Genomic DNA, 21,270 nt, shown 5'->3' on the forward strand with positions numbered 1-21,270 from the left:
ACTTCCACGGACTTCACCCGCATGAGCTTCGATCCCACCCCCCGACTCGACGGCAAGGTGGCCGTCATCACCGGCGGCCTCGGCGCCATCGGCTATGCGACGGCCCAGCGCCTCGCGGCGCTCGGTGCCGGCTGCGTGCTGCTGCACCGCCAGGGCGACGACGCGGCGGAACGCGCAGCGGCGCTGCCCCCCGCCCAAGGACAGCGCCACGCCGCGCTTCGCGCCGACATCGTCGACACGCCCAGCCTCCAGAAGGCCGCGGCCGAGGTGAAGGAGCGCTATGGGCGCTGCGACATCCTCGTCAACAGCGCCGGCCACACGCAGCCGATAGCAGCCGGCGACCTCGACGCACTGACCGACGAGCTCATCGACGAACTGATGGCGGCCAACTTCCGCGGCGTCTTCGCCACCATCCGCGCCTTCGCACCGCTGCTCAAGGCGAGCGGCGACGGTCTAATCGTCAACATCTCGTCGATCGCCGGCTTCACCGGCGTCGGCAGCAACCTGGCCTACGTCGCGGCCAAGGCCGGGCTCGACGTGGTCGGCGATGCGCTGGCCAAGGCGCTGGCACCCGCGGTGCGCGTGGTCTCGGTGTCACCGGGCGCGGTCGAATCCTCCTTCGTGCCGGGCCGAGGCGAAGACTTCAAGAACAAGATGGCGAGCACCACGCCGCTCGGTCGCATCGGCAAGCCCGAAGACGTGGCCGCCACGGTCGAGGCGCTGGCCACCACGCTGCGCTTCGTGACCGGCACGCGCATCGTGGTCGATGGAGGACGACACCTGTGAAAACCTTGATCACCTGCGCCGTCACGGGCAACCTGGTGAAGCCCGAGCAGACGCCGCATCTGCCGATCACGCCGGCGCAGATCGCCGACGAGTGCCTGGCCGCAGCCGAGGCCGGCGCCGGCCAGGTGCACATCCACGTGCGCGATCCCGAAAGCGGCAAGCCCTCGATGCAGGTCGAGCTGTATCGCGACGTCGTCGACCGCATCCGCCGGCAGAACCGCGAAGTCATCGTCAACCTCACCACCGGGCCGGGCGGCCGCTTCGTTCCCAGCGAGGACGACCCCAAGGTCTACGCGCCCGGCACCAGCCTCTTGCCGCCGGAAAAGCGCGTCGAGCACATCGCGCTGATCAAGCCCGACGTCTGCTCGCTCGATCTCAACACCATGAACTCGGGCCCCGACGTGGTCATCAACACGCCGAAGAACGTGCGCCGCATGGCGCGCGTGATCCGCGAGGCGGGCGTCAAGCCCGAGCTCGAAATCTTCGACTCCGGCGACATCCACATGGCGCTGGACCTGATCGCCGACGGCACGCTCGAAGGACCTGCGATGTGGACCTTGGTACTGGGCGTGAAGTACGGCTTCATGCCGACGCCCGAGGCCGTGATGTACGCGCGCAGCATGCTGCCGCCCGGCGCCTTCTGGAGTGCCTTCGGCATCGGCCGCATGGAGTTCCCGATCGTGGCGCAGGCCTGGCTGCTGGGCGGCCATGTGCGCGTCGGCATGGAAGACAACATCTATCTGGAGAAGGGCGTGCTCGCGAAGAGCAACGCGGAGCTGGTGGCCAAGGCGCGCGACATCATCCAGAGCCTCGGCGGGGAAGTGGCGAGCGCGCGCGAGGCGCGCACGATGCTCGGCCTCTCGGGAGGGCGCTGAGCGATGAGCGCAGTTCTCCACACAACGACGAAGGCGCGCGCCGTGCGCGTGCAGCAGAAGGCCGCCGATCTCGACACCCTGAAGCTCGACTTCGCGGACCAGCCGGAGCCCGCTCCCAAGCCCGGCTTCGCGGTGGTGCGTGTCGGCGCAGCCGCTGTGAACCCCAGCGACGTGAAGGCCAGCCTGGGCCTGATGCCGCAAGCCGTATGGCCGCGCACGCCGGGGCGCGACTTCGCGGGCGTGGTGGTCGCGGGCCCGACCGAATGGGTGGGGCGCGAGGTCTACGGCTCGGGCGGCGACATCGGCATCACGCGCGACGGCTCGCACGCGCGCTTCCTGCTGCTGCCGGCGGAGGCCTTGCGCGCGCGGCCGCGCAGCATCTCGATGGACGAAGCCGGCGCGGTGGGCGTGCCCTTCGTCACCGCCTACGAAGGCTTTCGCCGCAGCGGCATGCCGCAGGCCGGCCAGACGGTGCTGGTGCTGGGCGCGAACGGCAAGGTCGGGCAGGCCGCGGTGCAGCTCGCTGCGCAGGGCGGCGCACGCGCGATCGCGGTGCAACGGCGCGCCGGCCCCTTCGAAGGTTTCGCGAGCGGCCCGGTCGACGTGATCGATGCAGGCGCCGGCGATATCGCCGCCCAGGTGCGCGAACTCACGAACGGCCGCGGCGCCGACATCGTCTACAACACCGTCGGCAGCGCCTACTTCGAAGCCGCGAACAAGGCCATGGCCAAGGGTGCGACGCAGATCTTCATCGCCACGCACGACCGCGCCGTCGCCTTCGACATCTTCGCCTTCTACCGCGGCATGCACACCTACGTGGGCATCGACTCGCTGGCACTGGACTGCGTGGCTGCCACCGCGCAGCTCGATGCGATGCGCGAGGGCTTCGAGCGCGGCACCTTGAAGCCCTTTCCCGTGGCGCGCGCCTATGCGCTCGAAGACGCGGCCGAAGCCTATCGGCTGGTGCTCTCGGGCAGCACCGAGCGCGTCGTGCTGCGTCCCTGAGGAGACGCCATGCACGTCACCCGATTCGACAACGCCCAGCCCTACGAGGCGCCCAACCACGTCGACATGCGCTGCTTGCGCCTGCAGGGCAAGGAGGCCGGGCCTTCTGTGCAGATGTGGATGGGCATGAGCCAGATCCTGCCCGGCGGCCACACCGGCCTCGACGGCTCGCCGGTCGAGAAGCTCTACCTCGTGCTCGAAGGCCAACTGCACGTGGTGGCCGAGCTCGAGGGACAGCGCGACGAACAAGTGCTGGGCCCCTACGACTCCTGCCGCTTCGCGCCCGGCGAAAAGCGGCAGCTCGTGAATCGCAGCAACCGGCCCGCGCTGGTCGCGCTGGTGATGGCGAATGCGCCGCCCGCCGGCTGAGCCTTCTTCCCTTTCCCACCAACGATTCCAACGGAGACAAACCCATGACGACATTCCTCCCCGGCCGCCGCCAACTGATCGCCGCGGCGCTGGCCGCCTGCGCCCTCACGGGTGCACATGCGCAAGGCGATTGGCCGCGCGGCCAGACGATCAAGCTGATCGTTCCCTTCACCGCAGGCAGCGGCACCGACATCGTGGCGCGGCTGGTGGCGGAACGGCTCGGACCGGCGCTGGGCACCAGCGTGATCGTCGACAACAAGCCGGGCGCGGGCGGAACGCTCGGCGCGGCGCAGGTGGCGAAGGCGCCGGCCGACGGCTACACGCTGCTGGTCCACTCGGCGGGGCACCTGGTCAATCCTTCCATCTATCCCAGCCTCTCCTACGACACGCTGAAGGACTTCGCGGGCGTGACGCCGATGGCGAGCCTGCCCAACATGCTGGTCGTGGCGCCCAACCGCTTTGCCGACGTGAAGGACCTGGTGGCGCAGGTCAAGGCTAAGCCCGGCGGCTTCAACTACGGCTCGGCCGGCAACGGCTCGGCCACGCACATGAACGCCGAGGTGTTCCGCCTGGCTGCTGGCGTGCAGGCGCAGCACGTGCCCTTTCGCGGCACGCCGGAGGCGATGACCGAGGTGATGGGCGGGCGCATCGACTGGTTCTTCGCGCCGATGGTGTCGGCGCTGCCGCTGGTCAAGGACGGCAAGCTCAAGGCGCTGGCGGTCGGCACCGGCAAGCGCTCGGGCGTGATGCCGCAGCTGCCCACGACCGTCGAAGCCGGGGTGCCCGGTTCGGAATACCTGTTCTGGGTCGGCCTGTTCGCGCCGGCCAAGACGCCGAAGCCGGTGGTCGACCGGCTGCAAGCCGAGGTGGCGAAGATCATGACGGCGCCCGATCTCAAGGAGCGCCTGGACAAGCTCGGCGCCGAGCCCTTCACCATGCCCTCGGCCCAGTTCGACAAGTTCATCGCCGACGAGACCGCCAAGGCGCAGCAGATCGTGAAGGCGGCCGGCATCAAGGTCGATTGAAGGCCATGAGCTTGTTCGGTGGCGCGTCGTCACGCGCCTGGCAGCACTGGTGCGACGCGGAATGCGCGCACGCCGTAGACGCCGCCGTTGCGGCGCCTGATCGCCGGCAGTTCCTTCGCACCTCGCTTGGCGCTGCGGCTGGAGGCCTGTCCAGCCTCTGGCTTCCGGGCTGCGCCACCGCCTCGCCCGCGGCGCCGGCCGACACCGTGGTGCTGAATGCCCGCGTCGCGACCATGGACGCGAAGACGCCGCGCGCCCAGGCCTTCGCCATCGCCGGCGAGCAGTTCGCAGCCGTCGGCAGCGACCGCGAGATCTCGCGCTGGATCGGCCCGCGCACGCGCGTCATCGATGCAGAGGGCCGCTGCATCACGCCCGGCCTCATCGACTCGCATGCGCACTTCATTCGCGGCGGGCTCACCTACACGCAGGAGCTGCGCTGGGACGGCGTGCCAGCGCTTGCCGATGCGCTGCGCATGCTGCGCGAGCAGGCGCTGCGCACCCAGCCGCCGCACTGGGTGCAAGTGGTGGGCGGCTTCTCGCCCTACCAGTTCCGCGAGAAGCGGCTGCCGACCCTGGACGAGATCAACGCCGCCACCGGCGAGGTGCCCTGCTTCGTCATGAACCTCTACGACCGCGCGTTCCTGAATCGCGCGGCCCTGCGCGTGCTCGGCTGGAACCGCGACACGCCGAATCCCTTCGGCAGCACCCTCGAAAAAGACGCCGCCGGCAACCCGACCGGCCTGGTGGTCAATACCACCAGCCTGGGCGGGCTGGTCGCGCTGTTCGCGCGCGTGCCCAAGCTGTCTGATGCGGACCAGGCGCTGTCGACCGAGCTCTACATGCGCGAGATGAACCGGCTGGGCCTGACCAGTGTGGTCGATGCCGGCGGCGGCGGGCAGAACTACCCCGAGCACTACGGCGGTATCCAGCGGCTCGCGAGCGAACGCCGGATGACGCTGCGCATCTCCTACAACCTGTTCGCGCAGCGCCCGGGCCAGGAGATCGACGACTACCGGCTGTGGTCGCAGAAGGTCTCGCCCGGCCAGGGCGACGACTACCTGCGCATGGTGGGCGCCGGCGAGTACATCCTGTGGGCCGCGACCGATCCGGCCAACTTCGGCAAGAGCGTCGCGCAGGCGCCCGCCATCATGGAATCGAAGCTGGCCGAGGTGGCGACCTACCTCGCCGGCAAGGGCTGGCCGATCCGCATGCATGCGAGCTACGACGCCACCGCCGTGCGCATCCTCGACGTGCTCGAAAAGGTGAACCGCGAGGTGCCGCTCAAGAACCTGCGCTGGGCGCTCGACCACTGCGAAGGCTTGTCGCCGCGCTCGATGGAGCGCGTGGCCGCGATGGGCGGTCGCATCGCGATCCAGAACCGCATGTCGCTCGACGGCGAGGCGTACGCGCAGACCTGGGGCCGCGAGGCCGCGGCCGATGCGCCGCCGATCGGCCGCATGCGCGCCATGGGCCTGCCGGTGGCCTGCGGCACCGACTCGAGCCGCGTGACCAGCTACAACCCCTGGGTCTCGCTGCATTGGCTGGTGACCGGCAAGACATTGGGCGACACGCGGCTCAACGCCGAGCGCAACCTGGTGAGCCGCGAGGTCGCGCTTCGGATGTGGACGCTCGAGGGTGCGGCACTGACCGGCGAGGACGCCCGCAAGGGCTCGATCGCGCCCGGCAAGCTGGCGGATTTCGCGGTGCTGTCCGACGACTTCTTCGCGATCAAGGAGGACGACATCAAGGACATCACGGCCGTGCTCACCATGGTCGGCGGCGAGGTGGTGCATGCGAGCGGGCCCTTCGCGGCGCAGGCGCCGGCCGTCGTCAAGCCGATGCCCGACTGGCTGCCGGTCAATGTCTACGGCGGCTACCAGCACCGCCGCGCCGGCCGCACCGCGTCGCACGGTATAGGCTGCTGCGGCAGCCCCGCAACGGCGCCGATCATCATCGGCGACCAGGGCGCGTGGCGCTACCAGTGCGGGTGTGCGGCGATCTGAGCTTTTTGCTCTACCCTTCGCCATGCCCATTCTTCCCGCCATCCTGCTGTTCCTGCACCTGCTCGCCGCCGCCTTCTGGGTCGGCGGCATGGCCGCGATGCACTTCGCCGTTCGCCCCGCCGCCGTGGCGACGCTCGAGCCGCCGCTTCGGCTGCCCTTCATGGCGGACACGCTGTCGCGCTTCTTCGTCGGCGTGGCCATCGCCATCGGCGTCCTGCTCGCCAGCGGTCTCTGGATGGTGATGCTCGCGGGCGGCTTTGCGCGCGTGCACTGGAGCGTGCATGCCATGCTCGGCGTAGGGCTGGTGATGATGGCCCTGTTCCTGCACGTCCGCTTCGCGCCCTACCTGCGCCTGCAGCGTGCGGTCGCGGCGCGCGAATGGCCGGTGGCTGCGGCGAATCTCGGCACCATCCGCAAGCTGGTGGCGCTCAACCTCGCGCTCGGCGTGGCGGTGTTCGCGCTGGCGATCGTCGGGCGTGCGTTCTGAGACGCCCCTTAGGCCGACGGACTCAACTCGTAGTTGGTGCTCCGGCCACCCGAGTCGGATTTCTTCAGAACACCGAGCGCAATGAGCTCGTTGATGTCGCGCAGCGCGGTATCGGGCGAGCACTTCGCGATCGAGGCCCATTTGCTGCTCGTCAGCTTGCCCTCGAAACCGTCGAGCAGGCGGTTGACGAGCTTGATCTGCCGCTCGTTGAACGGCGTCTCGGCCCAGCGCTGCCAGAAGCGTGGCCTTCCCAGCACGGCGGACAGCGACGCCTCGGCGCCCTCGACCGCGCGCAACAGACAGCCCAGGAACCAGGCCAGCCACGGCGTGACGTCCATCGTGCCCTTCTGCGTCTGCTCCAGCATCTCGTAGTAGTCCTTGCGCTCGCGCTGGATCTGGGCCGAGAGGCTGTAGAAGCGCTGGCTGGATCCTTCCGCCCGGGCCAGCGCCATGTCGCCCACGGCACGCGCGATGCGTCCGTTCCCGTCATCGAAGGGATGGAGCGTGACGAACCACAAATGGGCCAGGCCTGCGTGGACGAGCGGGTCGCCACCCCGCGCCAGCTCGAACCATTCGAGGAAACGGGCCATCTCCTCCTCCAGCCGCTGGGCAGGCGGTGCCTCGAAGTGCAGCTTGCGCCGCCCGACAGGACCGGACACAACCTGCATCGGCCCTGACGCATCGTCTCTCCATGCGCCGGTACGGATCGGCGAAAGACCGCTGTAGCCGGTCGTGAAAAGCGCGGCGTGCCAGCCGAACAGGCGCTCGCGCGTCAGGGGCTGCGCAGCGGCGCCGGTGGCGTCGAGCACCATCTCCACCACGCCGTCGACATGCCGGTCGGCCGGCGCCAGCGCGCCGATGTCCAGGCCCAGGCGGCGCGCGATGGACGAACGCACGGTCTCCGGGTTCAACTGCTCGCCTTCGATCTCGCTTGTCTTGAGCACGTCGTCGGTCAGCACGCGCAGGGTGGCCGCATCGCGCTGCGGCATGCCCATGGCCGTCATCCGTCCGAGCAGGTGGCCTTGGGCGCCGTGGACCGCAGCAAGCGGGGCGGCAAGACGCGACAGGTCGTAGTGCAGGCGCGGCCAGCTGGAGTGCTGCCAGATATAGACATAGACGCCTGCATCTCTTTCTCCGCTGTTCATGCGGAGATTGTGCGCCCTATTCTCCGCAAACGCCGCATGATTTACCGCAGAGTATGCGGAGAATAGGCTGCGCAATCTCCGCAGGACAGAGGCGGACGCGTACTCCGCGTCTCCAGCTCTCAGCGAACCACGCCGCTAGACCACGCCCGCCGCGCGCAGCGCCGCACGCTGCTTTTCATCGATGCCCAGCTCCGCCAGCACCTCGTCGGTGTGCTGGCCCAAAGCCGGCGGCGCGTGCCGCAGCACCGGCGGCGTGGACTGCAGGCGCAGCGGGCTCGCGACGCCGACGATGTGGTCGATGCCGTCGCCGGCCTGGCGCGGCATCGACACCGCGAGGCCGCGCGCCTTGACCTGCTCGTCTTCGAAGGCCTGGGCGATGTCGTTGATCGGGCCGCAGGGCACGGCCTTGTCCTCGAGCAGCGCGATCCATTCGGCGGTGGTGCGCGTGCGCGTGACGGCCTCCATCTGCGGGATCAGCACTTCGCGATGGCGCACGCGCAGCGTGTTGGTCGCGAAGCGCGGGTCGCTCGCCCACTCGGCATGGCCGGCCGCCTCGCAGAAGCGCGCGAACTGGCCGTTGTTGCCGATGGCCAGCAGCATCGCGCCGTCCTTCGTGTGGAAGTCCTGGTAGGGCGCCAGGCTCGGGTGGCTGTTGCCCTGGCGCTGGGGCGCGACGCCGGTGTTGAGAAAGGCGCTGGCCTGGTTGGCGAGGATGGCCATGCCGACGTCGAGCAGCGCCATGTCGATGTGCTGGCCCTCGCCCGTCCGATGCCGCACCGCGAGCGCGGCCAGGATGGCGCTCGACGCGTAGACGCCGGTGAACAGGTCGGTGAGCGCCACGCCCACGCGCAGCGGGCCGCCGCCGGGCACGTCGTCGGGGCGGCCGGTGATGCTCATCATGCCGCTGGTGGCCTGGATCATCAGGTCGTAGCCGGCGCGCGAGGCATGCGGACCGTCGTGGCCGAAGCCGGTCACGCTGCAGTAGATGAGCCGCGGATTGGCCGCGCGCAGGCTTTCGTGGTCGAGGCCGTACTGCTTCAGGCCGCCGGTCTTGAAGTTCTCCACCACGATGTCGCTCTGCGCGGCCATCTTCTTCAAGAGCGCCTGGCCCTCGGGCGAGGCCATGTCGATGGTGACCGAGCGCTTGTTGCGATTGCAGGCGGTGAAGTAGGTGGCCTGGTCGGTGTCGCGGCCGTGCGCGTCCTTCAGGAAGGGCGGCCCCCAGGTGCGCGTGTCGTCGCCGACGCCGGGGCGTTCGATCTTGACGACATCGGCCCCCAGGTCGGCGAGGATCTGCGTGCACCACGGACCGGCGAGCACGCGCGAGAGGTCGAGAACCTTGATGCCGTCCAACGCAGCATGCGAGGAGGATGCATTCATTGATGGAACCCTTCAGCTTCCAGCATCATTCCAGGGGCGCGCCGCGCACGGCCGCCCGAAGCGGCCGCGCCGCCCCCTTGAGGGGGGAGGCGGCTACACGAAGTGAGCAAGCAACGGGGGTGGGCATCACATCAGTTGGCGAACGCTGCAATGCCGGTTTGGGCGCGGCCCAAAATCAATGCGTGAATGTCGTGCGTGCCTTCGTAGGTGTTGACCACTTCGAGGTTGACCAGGTGCCGCGCCACGCCGAACTCGTCGCTGATGCCGTTGCCGCCCATCATGTCGCGCGCGAGCCGGGCGATATCGAGCGCCTTGCCGCAGGAGTTGCGCTTGAGCAGCGAGGTGACTTCGACCGAGGCCGTGCCCTCGTCCTTCATGCGGCCCAGGCGCAGGCAGCCCTGCAGGCCCAGCGTGATCTCGGTCTGCATGTCGGCCAGCTTCTTCTGGATCAGCTGGTTGGCCGCGAGCGGGCGGCCGAACTGCTTGCGGTCCAGCGTGTACTGGCGGGCGCGGTGCCAGCAGTCCTCGGCGGCGCCGAGCGCACCCCAGGAGATGCCGTAGCGCGCGCTGTTGAGGCAGGTGAAGGGGCCCTTCAGGCCCTGCACCTCGGGAAACGCGTTTTCCTCGGGACAGAACACGTTGTCCATCACGATCTCGCCGGTGATGCTGGCGCGCAGGCCGACCTTGCCGTGGATCGCCGGGGTGCTCAGACCCTTCATGCCCTTCTCGAGCACGAAGCCGCGGATCGGGCCGACCGTGCCGCTCTCGCTCACCTCCTTGGCCCAGACCACGAACACGTCGGCGATCGGGCTGTTGCTGATCCACATCTTGGCGCCGGTGAGCGCGTAGCCGCCGGCCACCTTCTTGGCGCGCGTGACCATGCTGCCGGGGTCGGAGCCGTGGTCGGGTTCGGTCAGGCCGAAGCAGCCGATCCACTCGCCGGTGGCGAGCTTGGGCAGGTACTTCTGCTTCTGCGCCTCGGTGCCGAACTCGTTGATCGGCACCATCACCAGCGAGCTCTGCACGCTGGCCATCGAGCGGTAGCCCGAATCGACGCGCTCGACTTCGCGCGCGATCAGGCCGTAGCAGACGTAGTTGAGGCCGGGGCCGCCGTACTGTTCGGGAATCGTCGGGCCCAGCAAGCCGAGTGCGCCCATTTCGCGAAAGATGGCGGGATCGGTCTCGCCGGTGCGGAAGGCGTCGAGCACGCGCGGCGCGAGGCGTTCCTGGCAATAGGCGTTGGCGGCATCGCGCACCATGCGTTCGTCGGCGGTGAGCTGCTGGTCGAGCAGCAGGGGATCTTCCCAGTGAAAGGCGGCGTGGGCCATGTGTGGTCTCCGGTATAGGGCTTGGGGTTGAGCCGATCGTAAGCGCGTGGCAGGGCGAGCGCAAACGAGGATTCCACACCCAGTTATGCGTTCTGCTCACTTCAGAGCACAATTCTGGAACGCCACGCCATTGGCAGCGCCCTTGCTTCAACTATGTAGCGCCCGCATACCATGCGTCGAAAAATCCCCTCCACCCAGGCACTGATCTGCTTCGAGGCCGCCGCGCGCCATGAGAGCTACACGCGCGCCGCGCAGGAGCTCGCCCTCACGCAGAGCGCGGTGTCGCGCCAAATCACGGCGCTGGAAGACTTCCTCGGCATGGCGCTGTTCCGCCGCACGCGCCACGGCGTCGCCCTGACGCCCGGCGGCGCCGACTACGCGCGCCAGATCGCACGCCAGCTCGACACCATGGAGCGCGACACGCTCGACGCGATGGCGCGCCAGGGCCTGGGCGGCTCGCTCCAGCTTGCGGCGGTGCCGACCTTCGCCACGCGCTGGCTGATCCCGCGGCTGCCCGGCTTCGCCGCCCTGCATCCCGACATCACGGTGCACATCGAAACGCGCACCCGTCCTTTCCTCTTCACCGACACCCCCTTCGATGCCGCGCTCTACGCGGGCACCAGCGCGCAGACCGCCAACTGGGCGGGCACGCAATCGACTCTTCTGCTGCATGAAGACGTAGTGCCGGTGTGCAGCCCGGCGCTGATGGCGCCGCGCAAGCAGCTTTCGCCTGCCGTGGTCGCCCGGCTGCCGCTGTTGCAGCAGAGCACCCGGCCCGACGGCTGGCACCAGTGGTTCGCCGCGCAGGGGGTGGATGCACCGCGCGCGCGCAGCGGGCCGCGCTACGAGCTGTTCTCGATGCTGGCGATCGCTGCCGCGCACGGCCTCGGCATGGCGCTGATGCCGCGCATGCTGATCGAGCCCGAGCTGGCGCGCGGCGAGCTGGTCGTGGCCTGCAACCGGCCCCTGCGTGCGGAGCGCGGCTATTTCCTGGTGACGCCCGCGACCCGTGACGAACGGCCCGCGCTCGGCCTCTTTCGCCGGTGGCTGATCGAGCAGTGCGTGGCCGGCCCGGCAGGGACTACCACATGAACAGCGAATAGGAACAAAATCGTCTTTCAACTCCGGGTCCCCGGCCAAGGATGGAGACGCGCGATGCCTACCTACCAGTACCGTTGCCAGAAATGCGGCGAGGTCTTCGAGCACGCCGAACATGTTGCCGAGCATGCGACCGTCCAGCTGCGCTGCCCCAAATGCGGCAGCGAGGCGGTCCAGCCGCAGCCGACACAGTTCTTTGCCAGGACATCCAAGAAGAGCTAGGCATCCGGCCCGCCGCTCTTCTATGTTTCGAGGCTTGCCCCGTCGCCGGCGGCAGGTGTTTGTTGTCGATCAGTTCTTTTCAAAGGAGCGAACATGTCACTGCGCATCAACGACGAAGCCCCCAACTTCACGGCCAAGACGACCAAGGGGGAAATCAACTTCCACGAATGGATCGGCGACCAGTGGGCGATCCTGTTCTCGCACCCCAAGGACTTCACGCCGGTGTGCACCACCGAGCTGGGCTACATGGCGAAGATCGAGCCCGAGTTCACCAGGCGCAACGCCAAGCTGATCGGCCTCAGCATCGATCCGGTGGATGCCCATGACCGCTGGTCCAAGGACATCGAGGAAACGCAGGGCTACCTGCCGACCTATCCGATGATCGGCGACACCGAGCTCAAGGTGGCCAAGCTCTACAACATGCTGCCCGCCGAAGAGCCCGGCACCTCCGAGGGCCGCACCGCCGCCACCAACGCGACCGTCCGCTCGGTCTTCGTCATCGGCCCGGACAAGAAGATCAAGCTGATGCTGACCTACCCGATGACCACCGGCCGCAACTTCGACGAAATCCTGCGCGTGCTCGACTCGATGCAGCTGACCGCCAAGCACAAGGTCGCCACGCCGGTGAACTGGAAGCAAGGCGAGGACGTGATCATCGCCGGCTCGGTGTCGGACGACGACGCCAAGAAGCTGTTCCCGGGCGGCTGGGACGCGCCCAAGCCCTATCTGCGGGTGGTCAAGCAACCCGGCTGAGCTCGGCGGACCGCATGGTCTTCGAACAGGTCGCGACCGGCGGCTGCCAGTCCTACCTGGTCGGCTGCGACCAGAGCTGCGCCGCCGTGCTGATCGATCCGGAACTGAGCCAGATCGACCATTACATCGCGCTCGCCGCCCGCGACGGCGTGCGCATCCGCTACCTGATCGACACCCACACGCACGCCGACCACTTCTCGGCCACGCACGAGCTCGCACGCCAGCTCAAGGTGCCGGTGGTGATGCACCGCAAGAGTCCCGCGCCCTTCGTCGACATGCGCATCGGCGACGGCGAGATGATCGTGCTCGGCAAGCTCAGGCTGCAGGCCATCCATACGCCCGGCCACACGTCCGACTCGATGTGCCTGCAGGTGGAGGACCGCCTGTTCACCGGCGACACGCTGCTGATCGGCGCCACCGGCCGCACCGACCTGCCCAGCGGCGACCCGGAAGCGCTCTACGACAGCCTGTTCAACCGCGTGCTGCGGCTGGACCCGGCGCTCAAGGTCTGCCCGGCGCACGACTACAAGGGCCGCACGCATTCGACCATCGGCGAGGAGCTGGCATCGAACCCGCGCCTGCAGAAGCGCGAGCGCGCGGAGTTCGTCGAGATGATGAGGGGCCTCAACCTCACGATGCCCACGCATGTGACCGAGGCGCTGCGCACCAACATGAGCGGCGGCAAGACGGTGGCCCGCCTCCTGGCCGAGGCGAGCGCGACGGTGCCCTTCATGTCGCTGGCCGAGCTCAAGACGCGCGTCGAGGCCGGCGAGGACGATCTCATCGTGCTCGACGTTCGCGAGCGCGACGCCTACGAGGCCGGCCACGTGCCCGGCGCGCGCCTGCTGCCGCGCGGCCAGCTGGAGCTGCGCGTCAACCAGGACCTGCCCGATCCCACGCGGCGCATCCTGAGCTGCTGCGAGCTGGGCTACATCTCGACGCTGGCGGCGGCGACGCTGCGCGACATGGGCTTCCTGCACGCGGTCGCGCTCGACGGCGGCATGAAGGCCTGGCGCGAGGCGGGCTATCCGCTGAAGGCCGGGCGGGAGCCTTGAGCAAACATGGCCCGTCTGTCCGCCCAGGAAATCGCGCATTACCAGGCCGAAGGCTGGGTGATCCCGCAGTTCCGGCTGCCGCCGGCGCGCGTCGCGCAGATGCGCGAGGCGCTCGATGCGCTGATCCGCAACAACCCCGGCGTGCGGCCCGAGAAGCTGGTGTCGGCCCATGTCGAGGGCGACAACGGCGAAGGCGTGCGGGGCAGCCGGCAGTTCCTCGAGCTCGCGATGGACCCGGAGATCGTCGAGCTGGTTTCGGGCGTGATCGGCGAGGACGTGGTCCTCTGGGGGTGCCACGTGTTCTGCAAGCCGGCGGCCGAGGGCTACGAGACGCCCTGGCACCAGGACGGCCACTACTGGCCGATCCGGCCGCTGGCCAACTGCACGGTGTGGGTGGCGCTGGAGGAATCGACCATCGAGAACGGCTGCCTGCGCGTGATCCCGCGCTCGCACCTGGGCGGCGTGCTGCATCCGCACCTGCACGAGGACCGCGACGACCTCACGCTCAACCAGCGCATGGCGGCCGGCAGCTTCGACGAGGCACAAGCGGTCGATCTCGAATTGCAGCCCGGCCAGGTGTCGCTGCACGACGTCTACATGATCCACGGCGCCAAGGCCAACACCTCGGACAAGCGCCGCACCGGTGTCGCGCTGCGCTACATGCCCTCGACCTCGGTGTTCGAACGCAACCTGCGGCCGGCCGACGGCAAGACCGGCGTGGCGGTGAACTTCGCAAAGCGGCCGCTGTGGCTGCTGAAGGGCGTGGACCGCAGCGGGCGCAACGATTTCGACGTCGGCCATCGGCGGGCGGCCGGCTGAGCTTCAACGGCAGCGCCGGCCCAGCGGCTGGCGGTTCAGCAGATTGCGATGCGCCTGGCCGATCTCGCTGCCCTGGTCGGCGGCGCGGATGAACCAACCCAGGGCTTCGCAGGGCTGGCGCTGCACCGCGTTGCCGAACAGCGCCGGTCCGCCCAGCAGCGCCATGCCCAGCATCTCCTGCGCGGGGCGAAAGCCGGCTTCCGCCGAGGTGCGCAGCCAGCGCAGCATGGCGAGGTAGTCCTTCTCGGTCTGCGCCTCCAGCGCCAGCGCAAAGCGCTGCTCTGGGGTCAGCGGCACCGCGGCCTCGCCGGCAACGGCAGGAATCGATGTGAGGGCGAGCGCCAGCGTCGCTGCGACCCACGCGCAGCGCCAGCCGATCCGCAGGCTTGCATGCCATTCGCTGTTCTTCATCGATCTCTCCTTGAAAGCAATGGAAGCGCCCAGTCTGCTGCGCCACCGCCTTCTCTGAAATGCGGAAGTTGCGAACGCAGCCTCAGGCAGTGGCTGAGGGCTGCGTGATACGGTGGCTGCCATGCGATTCGATCTCACCGACCTGCGGCTCTTCCGGAATGTCGTCGAGGCCGGCACGATCACCGGCGGCGCGGAGCGCACGCACATGACGCTGGCCTCGGCCAGCGAGCGCGTGCGCGGCATGGAGGCCGAACTCGGCGTGGCCCTTCTCTTGCGCGACCCGCGCGGCGTGGCGCCGACCGAGGCCGGCCGGACCTTGCTGCACCATGCGCGCGCCGTGCTGCTGCAAATGGAGCGGATGCACAGCGAACTCGGCGAGTACGGCGCGGGGCTCAAGGGCCATGTGCGGCTGCTGTGCAATACCTCGGCTCTCACGGAACATCTGCACGAGGCCCTCAGCGGCTTCCTGGCGCTCTATCCGCGCATCTCGGTGGATCTGGAGGAGCGCGCCAGCCACGACATCGTGGAGGCGCTGCGCAGCGAGCTCGGCGACATCGGCATCGTGTCGGACGCGGTCGATCTGGCCGGCCTGGAGACCTTCGTCTTCAGGGAGGACCACCTGGTGCTGGTGGTGCCGCGCGGCGACGCGCTGGCGAGGCGGCGCCGGGCGGCGCTGCGCGAGGTCGCGGGCCGCGAATTCGTCGGCCTGACCGGCGGCAGCCCGCTGCAGGAACTCGTTTCGCACAACGCGAAGCGCCTGGGCCGGCGGCTCGCCTACCGCGTGCGGGTACGCAATCTCGAAGCGGTCTGCCGCATGGTCGAGCAAGGCGTCGGCGTCGGCATCGTGCCGCAGACGGTGGCCGCGCGCTGCGCCCGGTCGATGAAGATCGCCGGCATCGCGCTCACCGACGACTGGGCCGTGCGCAACCTGATGGTCTGCGTGCGCCGCCGCCAGGATCTGCCTTCCAACGCGCAGCTCATGCTGCGCCATCTGCTGGCGGCGCCATGACGCTGAGCTATCTGGATTTCGACTACAGCGAGGACACGCAAGGCATCGGCGTCTTCGACGCGATGGCCGCCACGGCGCCGGAGCAGGCGGCAGCGGTGGATGCCGAGATCGCTCTGGTGCTCGACTGGGCGAGCGCCAGCTTTCCGGATCGCCGCGGCCCGGTGGGCGACGGCGGCGAGTGGGACTACGACCTGCAAGACATGCAGGAAGACGGCTGGCGCACGGTCACGCTGTCGATCAGCGGGACCCCGGAATTCTGTGCGGCCTTCAGCCTGCGCTTCACACCGGAGAGTGGGCCCTGACTTTTCTCAGCTCAGCAAGCCGGCCATGGTGCTGACGGGCAGCTCTTCGCCGGCGCGCAGCTGCCCGGCGGCGACCAGCACCTCCTCGGCGGACGACTTGTCGTGCTCGTGGAGCCAGGGAATGACCTCGCCCTCGCGCAGCATGGCCAGCTCGCGCTCGTAGAAGCTCATCAGCTCGGTGCCGGTGCTGTACGACAGGAAAAGCTTCATGTCGTGGTCGGCGATCGCCAGGTAGCCGCCCAACACCTGCTCGACGTGCAGGTGATGCAGGCCGCTGGCCCGCAGGTTCATGCCGGAACGGAACAGCGCTTCCGCGGTCATGGCGGTCGACATTGACAGCGTCCCCTGGGTGCGTATGAGCGCTTCGGATTGCGCGATGCGGGCGATGAAGCCCGCCAGGTTGTGGCCGCGAAACCGGGGATGCACCCAGCCGGCGCCGATGTAGCCGTACAGCGCGTGCGGCTTGAGCTCGGGGCCGCTGTCCGGGAACCATCCTTCGGGCTTCTTGGGCCGGTAGAGCGCACCCTGGCTGTAGGCCTCGCCGACACGCCGGGTCTCGCCGGCGTTCTGCATGGTGCGGAAGCCGGTCAGCGCGACCGGTGCATTGCCGTCGTCGAAGCAGACCCAGAAGTTGTAGGCGTTGTAGTCCTTGGGATCTTCGAGAACGAAAGGCAATTGGACATAGCCGGTGCCCGTGGCAACTTCGTAGGTCTTCAGCAGCACCGTCAGATCGTCGCCGAAGCTCACGTTCAGGCCGGACGCTTCCAGGTGCAGCACAAGTTGATCTTGGTATTCCTCTAGCTCCGAGACTTGCATGGCTCTGTCCTTGAAATGATGGGGGCCGGCAAGCGTCGCGAAATCCCGCCGGCCTGCGCATTACTCCACTTGCTCAGTTACGACGCAAGTTGTATCTGCCTCCCCGATCAAAGGAGTGGGGTCTAGAGCACAAACCGTTACACAAAGTAAGTAAAAGGTAGACATGCAAGCTTAGGTATGCGAACGCGCGGCCCGTCGCCATAGGCCGTATGGCGGAAGACGAAGACCGCCGGGCCCCCCATGATCGCCAATTGGTCACAAAATTGCCGAAATCGGCGACAAAGAGCGCCCGCCAAGAGGCACTCGCATCTAAAGTCGAAGTCACGCAAGGGAATCATGAGCACAGCGAAACTGCGAATTACGGGGCCCGAATCGAGCCCCTACGTGCTCGGCGCTCCCATGTACCTGTTCGACGGCTCGACCCATATCGGCATCCTGGACCCGGTTCCCGTGAACCGCGAAGGCACCGAAGTCCACATCGAGCACTTCACGCCATCCATCCTCGTCAGCCAGCAGAAGCTGGAGATCAGCAAGCTCGCGCTGGTCGAGATGGTGATGTTCGTCGCCGAGAACTTCACCTCCGTGCAGGCGATCAGCCTTTCGCTGAGCCGGCAGGTCGAAGGCTACGGCGACGGCATGCGGCTCGCCGGCGCGCGCTCCGCGTTTCTGCAGAGCATCGGCGCCGGCCACATCATGATCACGCCCAAGCCCGATGCCGAGCACATGGGCCACTTCGTGGTCGCCGGGCTGTGGGAATACAACCCGACCAACCTCGCGGCCCTCGCCGCGGTGCTTGAAGCCGAGCGCCAGGCCTACTACAGGGGGCGCGAAGCGGCTGCCGCCCAGGCGAAGCTCTCGCGCTCGGATTCGTGGGTGCGGCGCCTTTTTTCGCGCCCGCCTCCCCCGGCCGACGCGAACGAGTAGGCACGGCGAACGCAAGCACTCAGGGCCGCGCGCCGAACTCCGTGCGCCCCGCTCGCGGAGGGTGCGCCGATATGATCCGCAAGATGCTCGACAACCTGGCGCCCTTTCTCCTCCACTGGGCCATCACGGCCTTCTCCCTCTGGGTGGCGAGCCACATCTTCCGCGGCATCATCTTCGAGAGCACGTCGGCGCTGGTGGTCTCCGCGCTGCTGCTGGGCTTTGCCAACGCGATCGTCAAGCCGCTCCTGATCGTGCTCACCCTGCCGCTGACCTTGCTGACATTCGGCCTGTTCCTGCTGGTGATCAATGCGCTGGTGCTGCTGCTGGTGGCGGCGGTAGTGAAGGGCTTCAAGGTCTCGGGCTTCTGGACCGCGCTGTTCGCGAGCGTCTTCGTCTCGGTTCTGAGCATCCTCTTCGGTGCGCTCTTCGGCGGCGGCGACCCGGCGACCACGATCCAGATGCCGCAAGGCGGGAACTGGCTCTGATCGTCCCGGCCGCGCTAAGCGCCGTGGGTCGAATGTGCACGGCGCAGCGCTGAACGCATTTCCTTCCAGAGCGCCGGCCCGCCCCTTTCCAGCGCGGCCGCGTTCGCGCCGCCCTCCTTGGTGACCGGAAGGTACTTGCGTCCCCAGATGCCGATGTTCGCGAGCACCGGCAGCAGATCGACGCCCATCGGCGTCAGGCTGTAGATCGCCTTCTGCTTATGGCTCGGATCCTCCTTCGTGAGGATGCCGGCCTCCACGAGCGCTATGCGCCGCGCTAGCGGCCGGCTCAACCACCCAAACTATTGAACTTTTGACTGACACTCGATTACATTGAGTTACGATCGAAGCGTCAGGCGTCTCGGGCTTGAGCGCGCCGCAGAACAAGAAAGAACAATCGATGAGGGCACTGTTTGATGCCACCGTGGCGGCGCTGCTGGTGGCGAGTCTTGGAGGGTGTGGGGGCGGGGGCAGCGATGCAGCCACGTCGTTCACGCCCACTGCCGCTGCGCCGGCGTCGGGGGCTGACACCGGAAACCCGTTGCCGGCCAAGCCGAACGATCCCGGCCGGCTCGAAGCCGGCTCCGACACTGACGGGTCCAGCGTGGCAGCGAGCGCCGCAGCCTCGCCGAGCTTGAACACGATGGCCGAGGAATGGAGCGCCCAGTTCGTCGATACAGGCGCCGGTTTCTTCGGGACAGCCGCCGTGAAGGTGGGAGGCGCCGACCGGCGCAACGGCGAATACAAGGTCTACTCGATCGCGGCGAAGGAGTACACGCTCTCGCTCGATTTCGACCGCGGAACTTATGTATTTCGCGATGGCCAGGGCATGGTCTTCGCCGACGCCTTCAGTCGTCACCGGACCGAAGTCGACACCTATATCTTTCGCAGCTCCCGCAATCGAAGCAATCCTTCCAGGAGTTCTCGCTTTCGCATCAAGGACGAGGCCATCGTCGGCGCATTTGCCTTCGACTTCCCTGGGCTTCCCAGCGCAAGATGGGACAGGCCTTTCATCGCGCTTCGAAACTTCGTCTCCGTCCCGGGCGATCTGGACGGCCTCTACAACCGCAGCGAACTCATCACGACGCCGGATGCGGACACCGGCATGCCAACGCTGAGCTCCAAAGTGCGCCAGGTGAAGATCGACTCGGGCGGCACGAGACTGCTGGCATGCAGCGACGCCCACTTCTTCACGCGCATTGCCGCCTGCCCGTCGATCCAGACCTATTCCAACGCAGGCACAGCGGCCGGCAACAGGTGGACTTTCGTAAACGATGCCAATCCGAACGACAAGTTCGTGTTCGCGGTTGCCCGCGTCGGCGATGAAAAGGTGAGCGTCGAGGCCGGACCCGACGTTTCGGCGCCGCCCACATCGGTATTCCGGATCGGGCTGACCGAACCGGCCTCTTGGGCTCCCGTCACGGCCATCGGCAGCGACGGCCTCGAAGGCTGGGCGCGTTTCGACTTCGGCGCGGACACGTTCAGCGCGTCGGGCATCAACTGGGAAAACAAGCCCTGGAACGTCAGCTTCGGCTACCTCGACTACCCCTCCATCGCACCCGCCGGGATGCGCATGATCCATCCAGTGCCCTACGGCATCTACTCCGTTCAAAGCCGCAGACTGGTCGCCATGGTGGGCGGCGCCTACCAGCACTACGGCTGGGAAGGCGGCTTCTTCCAGATCGCAATGATCGAGTGAGCCCGCTTGATGAAGAAGTTGAGGAGCGGGGATGGAATCAGCGGCCAGGGCTCGCCGCAACGCGCAGGCTGCCGCGCTCGCTTGCCAGCGACCAGGCGAACACGCCCAGCCCCGCCAGCGCGAGCAAGGCGCCCACCCAGCCGGTCGAGGTCCAGCCCAGGCCGGCCGTGACGGCCGCACCGCCAAGCCAGGCGCCCAAGGCGTTCGCCGTGTTGAAGGCCGAATGATTGAGCGCAGCGGCCAGCGTCTGCGCATCGCCGGCCACGTCCATGAGCCGGATCTGCAGCGCCGGGCCGATGGCGACGATGGTGCCGATCAGGAACACGTTGAGCGCCGCCGTCGCGACGTGGTGCGCGGCGAACGAGAAGGTGGTGAGCACCAGCGCCGCCCAGACCAGCAGGCCGCCGATGGTGGGCATCAGCGCCTTGTCGGCCAGCCGCGAGCCGACCAGGTTGCCGCCCACCATGCCGAGGCCGAACAGCGCGAGCACCAGCGGCACGCCAGCCAGCGGCAGTCCGGCCACCTCGGTCAGCGTGGGCTTGATGTAGCTGAACACCGAGAACATGCCGCCGAAGCCGATCGCGCCGATGCCCAGCGTGAGCCAGACCTGCTTGCGCTTGAGCGCGCCGAGTTCGCGCAGCGGGCTGGCGCCCGAGGGTGCGGGCAGGTCCGGCAGGTCGCGGCGCAGCATCACCATCGCGAGCGCGGCGATCAGGCCGACGAAGACGAAGGCGGCACGCCAGCCGAAGATCTGGCCCAGCCAGGCCGCGATGGGCACGCCGACCAGCGTGGCGCCGGTGAGTCCCAGCATCACCAGGCCGACGGCGCGGGCCCGACGGTCCGGCGGCGCCAGCGCCGCAGCCACCAGCGCGGCGACGCCGAAGTAGGTGCCGTGCGGCAGGCCGCTCGCAAAGCGCAGGAGATTGAGCGACAGGTAGTCGGGCGCCAGCGCGCTGGCGAAGTTGCCCAGCGCGAACACCGCCATCAAGGCGATCAAGAGCGCGCGCCGGCGCCAGCCGGCGGCCAGCACTGCGAGCACCGGCGCCCCGATCACCACGCCCAGCGCATAGGCGCTGATCACGTGGCCGGCCTGCGGAATGCTCGTGCCGATGTCGCGCGCCACCTCCGGCAGGAGGCCCATGATGACGAACTCGCCGGTGCCGATGGCGAAGCCGCCGACGCCGAGCGCGAGCATCGCGCGCACGAAGCCCGGCGCAGAGGCGGAAGGAGGCAGGGAGAGTGCAGACATGGCAGTGCGGTCGCGAATTAGGGGTTAA

24 protein-coding genes are annotated in these 21,270 nt (G+C 68.2%); 17 read left to right on the plus strand and 7 right to left on the minus strand.

The window, feature by feature from the left end; all coding sequences use genetic code 11:
* Positions 1-21: 21 nt before the first annotated feature.
* Genes EJI01_RS19580 through EJI01_RS19610 form a run of 7 tightly spaced genes read left to right on the plus strand, consistent with a single transcriptional unit; the run spans position 22 to position 6,550 of the window.
* Positions 22-786 carry an SDR family NAD(P)-dependent oxidoreductase gene (locus EJI01_RS19580; RefSeq protein ID WP_126838795.1) on the plus strand — a complete coding sequence of 255 codons (765 nt, stop codon included), beginning with the start codon at positions 22-24 and terminating at the stop codon, positions 784-786.
* Positions 783-1,661, plus strand: a complete 879-nt coding sequence (locus EJI01_RS19585) for a 3-keto-5-aminohexanoate cleavage protein (protein ID WP_126838796.1) — start codon at positions 783-785, stop codon at positions 1,659-1,661. Before EJI01_RS19580 ends, EJI01_RS19585 begins: the two co-directional genes overlap by 4 nt.
* A 3-nt stretch (positions 1,662-1,664) precedes the next feature.
* The gene (locus tag EJI01_RS19590) at positions 1,665-2,666 is read left to right on the plus strand and encodes a zinc-binding alcohol dehydrogenase family protein (RefSeq protein ID WP_126838797.1); all 1,002 of its coding nucleotides are present in this window, start codon (positions 1,665-1,667) and stop codon (positions 2,664-2,666) included.
* 9 nt (positions 2,667-2,675) lie between these two features.
* Positions 2,676-3,035 (plus strand): cupin domain-containing protein, encoded by a 360-nt coding sequence (locus tag EJI01_RS19595; protein WP_126838798.1) that lies wholly within the window; start codon positions 2,676-2,678, stop codon positions 3,033-3,035.
* A gap of 44 nt (positions 3,036-3,079) precedes the next feature.
* Complete coding sequence (locus EJI01_RS19600) at positions 3,080-4,060, plus strand: tripartite tricarboxylate transporter substrate binding protein (RefSeq protein ID WP_126838799.1); 981 nt, start codon at positions 3,080-3,082, stop codon at positions 4,058-4,060.
* 5 nt (positions 4,061-4,065) lie between these two features.
* Positions 4,066-6,063: an amidohydrolase gene (locus tag EJI01_RS19605; protein WP_126838800.1), complete on the plus strand. Its 1,998-nt coding sequence runs from the start codon at positions 4,066-4,068 to the stop codon at positions 6,061-6,063.
* 22 nt (positions 6,064-6,085) lie between these two features.
* A complete protein-coding gene (locus EJI01_RS19610; RefSeq protein ID WP_260602523.1) occupies positions 6,086-6,550 on the plus strand; it encodes a CopD family protein in 465 nt (154 codons plus the stop codon).
* Between the two features lie 8 nt (positions 6,551-6,558).
* On the opposite strand, the gene EJI01_RS19615 is transcribed toward EJI01_RS19610, so the two are convergent.
* The 3 genes from EJI01_RS19615 to EJI01_RS19625 form a co-directional block, all read right to left on the minus strand.
* Positions 6,559-7,695 carry a Fic family protein gene (locus EJI01_RS19615; RefSeq protein ID WP_126838801.1) on the minus strand — a complete coding sequence of 379 codons (1,137 nt, stop codon included), beginning with the start codon at positions 7,693-7,695 and terminating at the stop codon, positions 6,559-6,561.
* Between the two features lie 135 nt (positions 7,696-7,830).
* Positions 7,831-9,075: a CaiB/BaiF CoA transferase family protein gene (locus EJI01_RS19620; protein ID WP_126838802.1), complete on the minus strand. Its 1,245-nt coding sequence runs from the start codon at positions 9,073-9,075 to the stop codon at positions 7,831-7,833.
* 131 nt (positions 9,076-9,206) lie between these two features.
* Positions 9,207-10,403 (minus strand): acyl-CoA dehydrogenase, encoded by a 1,197-nt coding sequence (locus tag EJI01_RS19625; RefSeq protein WP_126838803.1) that lies wholly within the window; start codon positions 10,401-10,403, stop codon positions 9,207-9,209.
* Between the two features lie 171 nt (positions 10,404-10,574).
* On the opposite strand from EJI01_RS19625, the gene EJI01_RS19630 reads away from it, so the two are divergent.
* The 5 genes from EJI01_RS19630 (at position 10,575) to EJI01_RS19650 (ending at position 14,350) form a co-directional block, all read left to right on the plus strand.
* On the plus strand, positions 10,575-11,495 hold the full coding sequence (locus EJI01_RS19630) for a LysR family transcriptional regulator (protein ID WP_126838804.1): 921 nt from the start codon (positions 10,575-10,577) through the stop codon (positions 11,493-11,495).
* A gap of 63 nt (positions 11,496-11,558) precedes the next feature.
* Positions 11,559-11,723, plus strand: a complete 165-nt coding sequence (locus EJI01_RS19635; protein ID WP_126838805.1) for an FmdB family zinc ribbon protein — start codon at positions 11,559-11,561, stop codon at positions 11,721-11,723.
* A gap of 93 nt (positions 11,724-11,816) precedes the next feature.
* Positions 11,817-12,476: a peroxiredoxin gene (locus EJI01_RS19640; protein ID WP_126838806.1), complete on the plus strand. Its 660-nt coding sequence runs from the start codon at positions 11,817-11,819 to the stop codon at positions 12,474-12,476.
* Positions 12,477-12,490: 14 nt separating this feature from the next.
* On the plus strand, positions 12,491-13,531 hold the full coding sequence (locus EJI01_RS19645; RefSeq protein ID WP_126838807.1) for an MBL fold metallo-hydrolase: 1,041 nt from the start codon (positions 12,491-12,493) through the stop codon (positions 13,529-13,531).
* A gap of 6 nt (positions 13,532-13,537) precedes the next feature.
* On the plus strand, positions 13,538-14,350 hold the full coding sequence (locus EJI01_RS19650) for a phytanoyl-CoA dioxygenase family protein (protein WP_126838808.1): 813 nt from the start codon (positions 13,538-13,540) through the stop codon (positions 14,348-14,350).
* A gap of 3 nt (positions 14,351-14,353) precedes the next feature.
* On the opposite strand, the gene EJI01_RS19655 is transcribed toward EJI01_RS19650, so the two are convergent.
* Entirely contained in the window at positions 14,354-14,761 is a 408-nt protein-coding gene (locus tag EJI01_RS19655; protein ID WP_126838809.1) for a sel1 repeat family protein, read from the minus strand.
* 121 nt (positions 14,762-14,882) lie between these two features.
* Between EJI01_RS19655 and EJI01_RS19660 the strand changes: the two genes are divergently transcribed.
* On the plus strand, positions 14,883-15,770 hold the full coding sequence (locus tag EJI01_RS19660) for a LysR substrate-binding domain-containing protein (protein WP_126838810.1): 888 nt from the start codon (positions 14,883-14,885) through the stop codon (positions 15,768-15,770).
* Positions 15,767-16,072 carry a hypothetical protein gene (locus EJI01_RS19665; protein WP_126838811.1) on the plus strand — a complete coding sequence of 102 codons (306 nt, stop codon included), beginning with the start codon at positions 15,767-15,769 and terminating at the stop codon, positions 16,070-16,072. The genes EJI01_RS19660 and EJI01_RS19665 overlap by 4 nt, the downstream gene beginning before the upstream one ends.
* A 6-nt stretch (positions 16,073-16,078) precedes the next feature.
* On the opposite strand, the gene EJI01_RS19670 is transcribed toward EJI01_RS19665, so the two are convergent.
* On the minus strand, positions 16,079-16,888 hold the full coding sequence (locus tag EJI01_RS19670) for a hypothetical protein (protein WP_126838812.1): 810 nt from the start codon (positions 16,886-16,888) through the stop codon (positions 16,079-16,081).
* Between the two features lie 336 nt (positions 16,889-17,224).
* Between EJI01_RS19670 and EJI01_RS19675 the strand changes: the two genes are divergently transcribed.
* Positions 17,225-17,812, plus strand: a complete 588-nt coding sequence (locus EJI01_RS19675) for a hypothetical protein (RefSeq protein ID WP_126838813.1) — start codon at positions 17,225-17,227, stop codon at positions 17,810-17,812.
* Between the two features lie 83 nt (positions 17,813-17,895).
* On the plus strand, positions 17,896-18,297 hold the full coding sequence (locus EJI01_RS19680; protein WP_126838835.1) for a phage holin family protein: 402 nt from the start codon (positions 17,896-17,898) through the stop codon (positions 18,295-18,297).
* Between the two features lie 14 nt (positions 18,298-18,311).
* On the opposite strand, the gene EJI01_RS19685 is transcribed toward EJI01_RS19680, so the two are convergent.
* A complete protein-coding gene (locus EJI01_RS19685) occupies positions 18,312-18,554 on the minus strand; it encodes a winged helix-turn-helix transcriptional regulator (RefSeq protein ID WP_260602524.1) in 243 nt (80 codons plus the stop codon).
* 107 nt (positions 18,555-18,661) lie between these two features.
* Here EJI01_RS19685 and EJI01_RS19690 point away from each other — a divergent pair, with 107 nt between their 5' ends.
* Positions 18,662-19,993: a hypothetical protein gene (locus tag EJI01_RS19690; RefSeq protein ID WP_126838815.1), complete on the plus strand. Its 1,332-nt coding sequence runs from the start codon at positions 18,662-18,664 to the stop codon at positions 19,991-19,993.
* Positions 19,994-20,030: 37 nt separating this feature from the next.
* On the opposite strand, the gene EJI01_RS19695 is transcribed toward EJI01_RS19690, so the two are convergent.
* The gene (locus EJI01_RS19695; protein ID WP_126838816.1) at positions 20,031-21,242 is read right to left on the minus strand and encodes an MFS transporter; all 1,212 of its coding nucleotides are present in this window, start codon (positions 21,240-21,242) and stop codon (positions 20,031-20,033) included.
* Between the last annotated feature and the right edge of the window lie 28 nt (positions 21,243-21,270).

This window comes from Variovorax sp. MHTC-1 (genome assembly GCF_003984645.1).
In the GTDB taxonomy this organism is placed as follows: domain Bacteria; phylum Pseudomonadota; class Gammaproteobacteria; order Burkholderiales; family Burkholderiaceae_C; genus Variovorax.